Below are 9,673 nucleotides of genomic sequence, written 5' to 3' on the forward strand. Positions count from 1 at the left end.
CCCTCCTAGGGCCTGGTGTTTCTTCAAGATCAGTCGCGCAGGACATGCGCGGCGAGCGTTTCGATTTCGGGCATCTGAGCCAGCAGCTGGTCCAGCGCATCGGTGACGAGTTGTTGCGCACTGCAACCGCGGACCGTGCAGGCGAGGCGCAGCTTGAGATGACGTTCCTGGTCGAGGCGCAGGGTGAAGGCGGCGCGCCGGTTGTCGCGCTTGCGCTGCGACGCCGCTTGCGTTCTGGCGAGCGCTGGCGCTTCGAGCTTGGCCGCAATGTGCGCAATCGTGGCCCTGACGGGGCTCGATGGCACGGAGGTGTTGTCCGGCGCGGCGGGGGTCATTTGCAGGACCCGGGCATTAGTGCGCGGTTCCTCGTCGCCCATATCATCCCAGCCGAGATCTTCGAGATTGGCTGCGGCTGCCTTGCCGTCCGTGATGCCTGCGGTGTTCTGCGGGCGCATGGCGGGCTTCGCCCCACCCTTGCGGGCGAGGAGGCTGGAAGAAAGCGAGGCGAAACCGTTGTCGCTCATCGCGGCGATCCGCCAGGCTTACTGTGCGACCCGGCGGCCGAAGCCACCCGCGGGCCGATAAGCGCCAGGCATGGCGGACTGGATGTTCGGCGCGGCAAAGACCGTGCGGCGGAAGTTTCTCTCGAGGCGGTCGCTGATGTACCTCCACAGAGCGGTCACCTCGGCGGCGCTGCGGCCTTCGGGATCGACTTCCATCACCGTGCGCCCATCGATCATCGAGGCGGCGAAATCCGTGCGGTGATGCAGGGTGATCGGGGCCACGGTGCCGTGCTGGCTGAGCGCGACCGCCGCTTCCGAGGTTATCTTGGCCTTGGGCGTCGCCGCGTTGACGACGAAAACCAGCGGCTTGCCTGCCCGTTCGCACAGATCGACCGTGGCACCCACGGCGCGCAGATCGTGCGGGCTTGGCCGGGTCGGGACGACGATCAGTTCGGCGACGCTGATGACCGACTGGATCGCCATCGTGATCGCGGGCGGCGTATCGATGACGGCGAGCTTGAAGCCCTGCTGGCGCAGGGATTGGAGATCGGTGGCGAGGCGCGCGACGGTCGTTTGCGCGAAGGCGGGCAAGTCCGCTTCACGCTCGTTCCACCAGTCGGCCAGCGAACCCTGTGGGTCGATATCGATGAGGACGACCGGGCCTGCGCCCGCGCGCTGTGCCTGTACGGCGAGGTGGCCGGACAGGGTGGTCTTGCCCGATCCGCCTTTTTGCGATGCCAATGCGAGTACCCGCACGCTTGTCCCCCTGAGAGAAACGATCCGAAGTTTGCGATCCATCGTCCGCGTTGGACGTCTGATTGGCATCTCGCAGACCAGACCTAATTTTAAGTTAATACCGAACCGCACCGATCCGGGCTTTCGCCGTCCGATCGCGCTGTTATGCTGCCTCCGGGGAGCGCAATATGTCTGTGGAACCAGGAGATCGCGTGCCGCCGGACCAGCCCGGACCGGTCGGCGCATCCGGCACGCGGGTCGCGAGCCTCGATTTCATTCGCGGCGTGGCGGTGACGGGCATCCTCGCCGCAAATATCGTCGCTTTCGGCCAGCCGATGACCGCTTACATGTACCCCGACGCCTTCGCTTCACCGCATGGCGAGGCCGACCAGTGGATGTGGGTGGCGCAATTCCTTCTCGTCGACGGCAAGTTTCGCGGACTCTTCTCTCTCCTGTTCGGCGCGGGCCTCTATCTGTTCATGGAGCGGGCATGGGCGCGGGGTGCGACACTGCGGCTCCAGGTGCGGCGGCTCTTCTGGCTGGCGGTTTTCGGCCTTGCGCACTTCTACCTGATTTGGCGGGGCGATATCCTGTTCGGCTATGCGATCACCGGTCTGGTCGCACTGCCCCTGCTGCGTTGGCCGGCGAAAAGACAACTAGGCGTGGGAGTTGCCGGCTTCATCCTTGGCGCCATCGCGCTCGCGGCGATGATGAGCGTTCCGTATCTAACGTTGGAAACCTCCTTTGGCGACAGGCCGGTGATGGCCGAACAGCGCGAGCAGATGATCGCCGGGCGGGAAGATGCGCTGGCCGATGGCGAGCAGGAGGTCGTGCTGGTCCGCGAGGGCGCTTACGGGGCGATAGTCGCTCATGGTTTTGCGCGCCACGCGGCCGAACCCTTTTCGTTCGTCTCCTTGTATCTGTTCGAAACCCTGCCGCTGATGCTTATCGGCATGGGGCTCTACCGCTTGGGGCTCTTCGACGGCGGCATCAACCGGGCCACGCTGATGCGTTGGGGATGGGCCGGTGTGATCATCGGCACTGTGTTGAGCGTTCCGGTGGCGCTTTGGGCGAAGGCGCAAGATTTGAGCTATTACAGCACGCTGGCCGCCTTTCTTGGGATCGGGCAGCTCCCGCGTCTCTTCGCAATCGTGGGCCTGGCGGCGCTCCTGACGGTTGCGGCGACCGGGTCCCGGAACTGGCTGGGTCAGCGGATTTGTGCCGCCGGTCGGGCTGCCTTCACCAATTATCTCGGCACCTCCATCGCGATGATGCTTCTTTTCCACGGCTGGGCGGGCGGCCTCTTCGGCTATCTGACCCGAGCCGAACTCTACGTGGTCACCGTCATCGCATGGATCGTCATGCTGCTATGGTCGAAACCCTGGCTCGACCGGTACCGGTTCGGTCCCTTCGAATGGCTGTGGCGGTGCCTGACCTACGGCAGAATCTTCCCGCTCCGACGCGATGGGCTTGCTAATGAAAACGACTCGCAGTAACGTGATTCGCGTCAACGGGAGAAGTCGCACCGTGTACGTCTGCATTTGCAATGCCATCCGCGAGAGCGAACTGAGGAACGCGGCGCGCCGCTGTGGCGGTGATGCCGAGGCTTGTTATGCACTTCTGGGAAAGCGGCCCAACTGCGGCAGCTGCCTGGACGAGGCGGAAGACATGATCTTCGAAGAACGCGAAATGGGGTACAGCAATCGCGCAGCCGCCTGATTGCGCGACATTGATTGGCATTTGCAAAACCGCAGATTTCTGCGGTTTTTTTGTTCTTGGGCCTTGTCGTTTTGCGCTTCGGCGGGCAACACGGACGGTGAGCAAGGAGACAGATCATGAAGGGTGACGCCAAGGTCGTCGAGTTCCTGAACAAGGCGCTTACCAATGAACTGACCGCCATAAACCAGTACTGGCTGCACTACCGCGTGCTGGCCGACTGGGGTGTGGGTCGTCTGGCGGATTACGAGCGCAAGGAATCCATCGAGGAGATGGAGCATGCCGATCGCCTGGCTGAGCGTATCCTGTTTCTCAACGCGCTTCCCAATTTTCAGGCCATCCACAAGCTGAAGGTGGGCGAAACGGTCGAGGAGATCCTCAAGGCCGATCTCGCGCTCGAGATGGAAGCCATCCCTCTGTTGCGTGAGGCCGCCGACTATTGCCAGGAGGTGCGCGACTTCACATCGGGGCGGATCTTCGAGGAAATCCTGCATAACGAAGAAGAGCATGTCGATTTCCTCGAGACCCAGATGGACATGATTTCGCGCATGGGGCTGGAGAACTACGTCCAGCTCAACAGCCGCCCGGCCGGGGAGCAGGACCAGGGCGCCTGAAGGCTACCGGTTAAGAAGTCTGAATATGCAATCGCTTACTTCCACGGTAGAGCATGAAGGAGGCGGTGCCTGAAAAGCGACGAATTCCGCATTAACGTTATCCAGATGTGAACCTTCTGTGCCTACCGAAGGGGCTGCGAGCGTGAGGTGCGCGAGCAGGAGTGACCCCGTTCGGTGGAACGGGCATGCGGTTTGGGGAAAGAAGAGCGTACATGTGGAACAAGGACAGCGGCAAACGCGCCTTGGCTTTTCTGAAGGCCAACAAGCTCCCGGCGGATCCGGTATGCTATCGCTTTGCGTGGCTGTACGCGACGGGCACCGAGCCCGTGCTGTCGAGCCTGGTCCGGGATATCCAGGCATCCGGCATGCGGATCGGGACCGACGATATCGCCGCGTTGATGCGCATGGCAGGTTTGGAGGAGCAAACGGCTTCCCGTTCCGCATCCCCCGTCGCGGCGATGGACCGCATTCTCGACGAGACGCTCGAGCAGACCAGGCGGACCACACGGACGACCGGCGAATTCAGAGATTATCTCGCGGGTGAGATGAAGGATATCGGCGATCCGACGAGCGCCGACATCATCGGTCTGGTCGGCCGGTTGACGCTACGCGCCGAACGCGCGGAGGCGGAACTGAGCGCCGCCACATCGCGCATCGAGGAATTGAGCAAGCAGGTCGAGGAAGCAAAGAGCGAGGCCGGGACCGACGAATTGTCGAATCTCCCCAACCGCAGAGGTATCGACGCGGTACTGGGCGCTCTGGACGATGCGCGGGCGAACGGCAGCGTGGCAATGGTCGATATCGACCATTTCAAGGCTTTCAACGATCGCTACGGCCATGACACCGGCGATCAGATCATACGACTGGTCGCGGATGTCCTCAGAACCCACCTTGCCCCCCATACCGTGGCGCGGTGGGGCGGGGAGGAATTCCTGATCGTCGCACCGGAGATCGACAGCGGGGCCATGCATCGCGCCCTCGAACTCGCGCGCGATGAATTGCGCGAGACGGCCCCGAACGTGCTTCGCGGCGACCGGGTCGCGGAAGCACCGACCTTTTCGGCCGGCATCGCCCGCCTCAACGGATCGACCTCCAGCGCCATCAGACGCGCTGACGAAGCCCTCTACAAAGCCAAGCGCAATGGCCGCGACCGGATCGAAATGCTCGGAGACACCGCCACCCGCGCCGCGTGACTGTTTGTGGCCGACCCGCTTCCCTCCGCTGTCGAGGACGTCGTTATCGCTGTCGCGTGCGAGGCCCCTTGGCAGCAATGCGGGTTTCGCCGAAGAAAAACGCAAGGCCCACTATCAGCAACCCCATGGTCGCAACCCACAGCCCGGCGATCAACGTCCCGATCTTGAGGTGTATGTAGGCCGATACGAACAGGGCCGCGATCAATACACTGATCAGCGACGCCGCCGCTGTCGAAAACATCACCGCGCGCTGCGCCAGGCGGCGACGGCGGTTCAGCCAGTTCAATTCGTCGCTACATGGGTCGTCTCCCCGTTCCTCGCTCCGTGCCTCCAGGCGTTCGATGCGATTGGCGACCCAGATCAGCCGGTTCATCATGACGTTCATCACCGATCCGATGCCGACCAGCAGGAACGCCGGGGCCAGGCTGAATTGCAGCATCTCCATCACGCGCGGCGTGCTGCTCGTGCGCTGGAGCAATTCGATGGCCGCGGCCTGGGGAACAGCGGAGGCGATCAGATCGGCAGTCATTTCTTCGCGTAGGGGTTTTTGGGGCTCTTCAAGGTAACCCGAACAGGCACCGCATCGAACCCGAGCTCCTTGCGAATGCCGTTGATAAGATAGCGCTCATAGCTTCCCGGCAAGGCATCCAGCCGGGTGCCGAAGACCACGAAGCGCGGCGGGCGGGTACCGGCCTGCGTGATATAGCGCAGCTTGATCCGCTTGCCGCCGGGCGCGGGCGGTGGATTGGCCTCCAGCGCATCGTCGAACCAGCGATTGAGCGCTGCGGTGGGGACGCGCTTGGACCATGCTTCGCGGATTTCGAACGCCGCGCCGATCATGGTGTCGAGCCCCTTTCCCGTCTTGGCGGAAACGGCGAACACGGGAAGGCCGCGGACCTGGCTCAGCCCTTCATCGAGCGCCGCCTTGATACCGTTGAACAAACGGCTCGCATCTTCGGCGACATCCCATTTGTTGATCGCGATCATCAGAGCGCGGCCTTCTTCCAGCACATGGCTGGCGATCTTGAGGTCCTGATGTTCGAGACCGCGCGTCGCATCGAGCAGAAGCACGACGACTTCGGCGAAATCGACCGCCCTGCGGGCATCGGCGACACTCAGTCGCTCCAGCTTTTCGACAACCTGCGCCTTCTTGCGCATCCCGGCCGTATCGATCAGCCGGATGTCGCGCGCCTCGCCCGACCTGGGGTCCGTCCATTGCCAGTCGATCGCGATTGAATCGCGCGTGATCCCTGCCTCCGGACCAGTCAGAAGCCGGTCCTCCCCCAGCAGCCGGTTGATCAGCGTGGATTTGCCCGCATTGGGGCGACCGACGATCGCGAGCTTGAGGGGGCCCGCCGGTGCCTCCTCGTCCTCCCCCAATTCGTCTGCGAGTTCCGCAGCCTCGGCCTTGGCGCCGATGATCGGCCATAGGGCATCGAACAAATCGGCGACCCCCTCGCCATGCTCCGCGCTGAGACCCACGGGCTCACCGAAGCCCAAGCCGAAGCTTTCGAAGATACCGGCGTCGCCTGCCTTGCCCTCCGCCTTGTTGGCAACCAGCACAACGGGCACATCCTGGGCGCGGAGCCAGCGAGCGATCTCTTCGTCCAGCGGAGTCAGTCCGGCCCGCGAATCGAACACGAACAGAGCCGCATCCGCGCCTTCCAGGCTCACTTCCGTTTGTTTGCGCATCCGGCCCGGCAGACTGTCGGGATCTTCATCCTCCCAACCGGCGGTATCGACTGCGGTGAATTCGAGGCCGGCCACGATCGCATCGCCCATGCGCCGATCGCGTGTCACGCCGGGTTGATCATCCACCAGCGCCAGCTTCTTGCCGACCAGCCGGTTAAAGAGTGTGGATTTGCCGACATTTGGCCGACCGATTATGATGACGACCGGCTTCACGGGTGCGCTCCGATCATTCCTTGCGCGCGACGGGCGCATCGTCGCCCAGGTCCTGGAACCAGGCTTCGACGGGGCCGGACAGCTTGAGCGTCAGGGGCTGACCCTTACGATCCATGGTCTTGCCAGCCTGGACGCGAACCCAGCCTTCGGAAATCGAATATTCCTCGATATCGGACCGTTCACGGCCCTTGAACTTGATCCCCACGCCCCTGCGGAGAAGGTCCGCATCGAAATGCGAACTGCGCGGGTTCACGGACAGGCGATCAGGCGGTGTCTGGGCGGTCGCATCGGTGCTGGGTGCCGTATCGGGCGCGTCGTTGGTCTCAGTCATGACGCGCCCCCTACGCACAGGCGCACGTTTCCGCAATCGGCCAGCATCGCGACCGCCGCCTTAATCCGGCGGCGGCATTTCGCTGGGGCCCACGTCGGGCACATCGGTCGAAGGGGAGGGCGGGGCAAAACCGGGGGGCTCCTGCGCCGGCGCTTCGGTCGGTGCGGGGCTGGGCGGAATCTCTGCGGGGGCTCTATCGGGTGTGTCGTTGTCGGCCATGGGAAGTCCAATCAGTCGGGGGGAAGGGCGGTTTCGGACGATGAAATGTCGGGTTGCTTGCCATCATCGCCGTCGTCTGAATCGGTCAACACCGGTCCTTCGCGCTCCCCTTCCGCTTCCATTTCGGCGGCGGATTTGGGCTTTACGCTCGGATCGATAACGGGCGGCGTATCCGGTGGGGCATCGGCGTGGTCATAGTCGGTCATGCTGATATATCCTTCGATCGTTCAACCCGCGTGTAATTGGCATGTTCCGCCCGCTTGCCCTTTTCATCGGACATTAGTAGAGACCCCGCCGCCATCGCGCTGCGGCCCCGTGCCAATCGGTAAGGGGGACGCGGCGCGGCTGTCGTTTCGGCAAGCGGGCGTGGCGGAATTGGTAGACGCGCTGGTTTTAGGTACCAGTATCGTAAGATGTGGGGGTTCGAGTCCCTTCGCCCGCACCAGTCCGGCATCACCGTTTGGTTCGCGACGCGGCCCGAAACGCACGTTGCCATCACGATCGATCGAGAGTTCATCCTTCCATGCAAACCAAAGAAACCACCAATCAGGGCCTGAAGCGCGCCTACGCCATCACCATTCCCGCCAAGGAGATCGAGGCGAAGGTCGATGCGGAGGTCAAGAAGATCGCTCCGCAGGTACGCATGCCCGGCTTCCGACCGGGCAAGGTGCCCGCGAACCTGGTGCGCAAGATGCATGGCGAACAGATGCACGCGCAGGTGGTGAACGATGCGATCCGCGAATCGGTCGATAGCCTGATGAAGGAAAAGGAACTGCGCCCCGCGATGCAGCCCAAGGTCGAAATGGCCGAGGGTTACGAGCAGGGCAAGGATGCCGAACTGACCGTGGAGCTGGAAGTGCTCCCCCAGATCGAGGTGCCGAGCACCGACGGGATCAAGCTCGAACGCCTGACCGTGCCCGTATCGGACGAGCAGGTGGACGAGGCGCTCGAGCGCATCGCCGGCCAGAACAAGAGCTACAAGGACGCCGCCAAGACCAAGAAGGCAGCCGAAGGCGACCAGCTGATCATCGATTTCGTCGGCAAGCTCGACGGTGAGGAATTCGAAGGCGGCAAGGCCGAAGGCGCCGCGCTGGTGCTGGGTTCGGGCACGTTCATCCCCGGCTTCGAGGATCAGCTGATCGGCGTGAAGGCGGGCGATGAGAAGACCATCACCGTCAACTTCCCCGAGGATTATCAGGCGGATCATCTGGCCGGCAAGGAAGCCACGTTCGACGTGAAGGTCGAAGCGGTGAAGACCGAAACCGAAACCAAGCTGGATGAGGATTTCGCCAAGAACCTGGGCTTCGAGGACCTGGACAAGCTGCGCGCGCTGGTGCGCGGCCAGCTCGAACAGGAAACGGCCGGACTGACGCGCACGCAGATGAAGCGTTCGCTTCTCGACCACCTTGCCGCAGGTCACGATTTCGACGTCCCCGAACAGATGGTGGAGGCCGAGTTCGAGCAGATCTGGGCGCAGCTCGAGCAGGAAGTGGCGCAGTCCGACGATCCCGAGGAATCGCGCAAGGAAATCGAGGCGGAGAAGGACGATTACCGCCGCATCGCCGTCCGCCGTGTGCGCCTGGGCCTGCTGCTGTCCGAGATCGGCCAGGCCAACAAGGTCCAGGTCACCGGCCAGGAAATGAACATGCTCATCCAGCAGGCTGCGCAGCAGTACCGCCAGGAAGACCGTGAGCGGTTCATGCAGTTCATTCAGCAGGAGCCGATGGCCGCCGCCCAGCTGCGCGCGCCGCTCTACGAAGACAAGGTCGTCGATTTCCTCTTCGACAAGGCCGAGATCACCGATCGCGAAGTGACGCGCGAGGAACTGGAAGCTTCGATCGAGGCCGAGGAAGGCGAAAGCGCGCCGGCCAATAAGCCTGCCGCCAAGAAGCCAGCGGCGAAGAAGGCTCCGGCCAAGAAGGCTGCCGCTAAGGACGCAGCGCAGGACGAGGGCGAACCGGCCAAGAAGCCTGCCGCGAAAAAGGCTCCGGCCAAGAAAGCCGCCGCCAAGAAGACCGACGATGCGGAGGCCAAGCCGGCCCCGAACAAGGCTCCGGCGAAGAAGGAAGCAGCGAAGAAAGAACCGGCTAAGAAGCCCGCTGCCAAGAAGGCCGCGACCGAAAAGAAGTAATAATATCGGGCCGGGCGCGCGCCTCGAGTGCGCGTCCCGGCCTGAGGCTTCGCGGTATTATTCGGCCGGCGCCCAGCGCGCGAAGGTGGGCTGGTGCAGTTCGGCAGTGCGGGCACGCTCGTAAGCGGCGCCTGCCTCCAGTACCCTGGCGTCCGACCACTTCGGCCCCATGATGCTGAGGCCCACGGGCAGACCCTCTACCGCGCCCATCGGCACGGTGAGATGCGGATAGCCGGCAATCGCGGCGAGCGAACCGCCCCCGATCGAACCACTGTAATTATCACCATGCATCAGGTCGCTGGTCCAGGCGGGTCCCGTGGTCGGCG

13 protein-coding genes and 1 tRNA gene are annotated in these 9,673 nt (G+C 63.4%); 6 read left to right on the plus strand and 8 right to left on the minus strand.

The features are described from left to right. Positions 1-29 precede the first annotated feature (29 nt). Positions 30-524, minus strand: coding sequence for a hypothetical protein (locus ACFDTG_RS05330; RefSeq protein ID WP_375289979.1), 495 nt, complete (start codon positions 522-524; stop codon positions 30-32). Between the two features lie 18 nt (positions 525-542). Further along, positions 543-1,259, minus strand: a complete 717-nt coding sequence (locus tag ACFDTG_RS05335) for an AAA family ATPase (RefSeq protein ID WP_375289995.1) — start codon at positions 1,257-1,259, stop codon at positions 543-545. 167 nt (positions 1,260-1,426) lie between these two features. Between ACFDTG_RS05335 and ACFDTG_RS05340 the strand changes: the two genes are divergently transcribed. From ACFDTG_RS05340 to ACFDTG_RS05355, 4 genes are all read left to right on the plus strand, one after another. Next, positions 1,427-2,734, plus strand: a complete 1,308-nt coding sequence (locus ACFDTG_RS05340) for a DUF418 domain-containing protein (RefSeq protein WP_375289980.1) — start codon at positions 1,427-1,429, stop codon at positions 2,732-2,734. A 31-nt stretch (positions 2,735-2,765) separates the two neighbouring features. Next, positions 2,766-2,957: a bacterioferritin-associated ferredoxin gene (locus ACFDTG_RS05345; protein WP_375289981.1), complete on the plus strand. Its 192-nt coding sequence runs from the start codon at positions 2,766-2,768 to the stop codon at positions 2,955-2,957. 116 nt (positions 2,958-3,073) lie between these two features. Then, positions 3,074-3,568: a bacterioferritin gene (bfr, locus tag ACFDTG_RS05350; RefSeq protein WP_375289982.1), complete on the plus strand. Its 495-nt coding sequence runs from the start codon at positions 3,074-3,076 to the stop codon at positions 3,566-3,568. Positions 3,569-3,780: 212 nt separating this feature from the next. Continuing rightward, positions 3,781-4,761 carry a GGDEF domain-containing protein gene (locus tag ACFDTG_RS05355; RefSeq protein ID WP_375289983.1) on the plus strand — a complete coding sequence of 327 codons (981 nt, stop codon included), beginning with the start codon at positions 3,781-3,783 and terminating at the stop codon, positions 4,759-4,761. Positions 4,762-4,804: 43 nt separating this feature from the next. Here ACFDTG_RS05355 and ACFDTG_RS05360 read toward each other — a convergent pair whose 3' ends face one another. From ACFDTG_RS05360 to ACFDTG_RS05380, 5 genes are read right to left on the minus strand one after another with little or no spacing between them, the layout of a single operon-like run. Continuing rightward, positions 4,805-5,290, minus strand: coding sequence for a DUF2721 domain-containing protein (locus tag ACFDTG_RS05360; RefSeq protein WP_375289984.1), 486 nt, complete (start codon positions 5,288-5,290; stop codon positions 4,805-4,807). Further along, a complete protein-coding gene (gene der, locus ACFDTG_RS05365) occupies positions 5,287-6,666 on the minus strand; it encodes a ribosome biogenesis GTPase Der (RefSeq protein WP_375289985.1) in 1,380 nt (459 codons plus the stop codon). The genes ACFDTG_RS05360 and der overlap by 4 nt, the downstream gene beginning before the upstream one ends. Before the next feature lie 13 nt (positions 6,667-6,679). Beyond that, a complete protein-coding gene (locus tag ACFDTG_RS05370) occupies positions 6,680-6,997 on the minus strand; it encodes a DUF3297 family protein (RefSeq protein WP_375289986.1) in 318 nt (105 codons plus the stop codon). Between the two features lie 60 nt (positions 6,998-7,057). Next, the gene (locus ACFDTG_RS05375; RefSeq protein ID WP_375289987.1) at positions 7,058-7,216 is read right to left on the minus strand and encodes a hypothetical protein; all 159 of its coding nucleotides are present in this window, start codon (positions 7,214-7,216) and stop codon (positions 7,058-7,060) included. A gap of 11 nt (positions 7,217-7,227) precedes the next feature. Further along, a complete protein-coding gene (locus tag ACFDTG_RS05380; RefSeq protein WP_375289988.1) occupies positions 7,228-7,422 on the minus strand; it encodes a hypothetical protein in 195 nt (64 codons plus the stop codon). A 154-nt stretch (positions 7,423-7,576) separates the two neighbouring features. Between ACFDTG_RS05380 and ACFDTG_RS05385 the strand changes: the two genes are divergently transcribed. Then, positions 7,577-7,661, plus strand: a tRNA-Leu gene (locus ACFDTG_RS05385). A 78-nt stretch (positions 7,662-7,739) separates the two neighbouring features. Then, positions 7,740-9,347, plus strand: coding sequence for a trigger factor (tig, locus tag ACFDTG_RS05390; RefSeq protein WP_375289989.1), 1,608 nt, complete (start codon positions 7,740-7,742; stop codon positions 9,345-9,347). A 57-nt stretch (positions 9,348-9,404) separates the two neighbouring features. Here the strand turns inward: tig and ACFDTG_RS05395 are convergent. Further along, positions 9,405-9,673 (minus strand): amidase family protein (locus ACFDTG_RS05395; protein ID WP_375289990.1); only part of this gene is annotated, 269 nt, incomplete at its 5' end.

The sequence above is a fragment of the Qipengyuania sp. genome (assembly GCF_042095715.1).
GTDB lineage: Bacteria > Pseudomonadota > Alphaproteobacteria > Sphingomonadales > Sphingomonadaceae > Qipengyuania.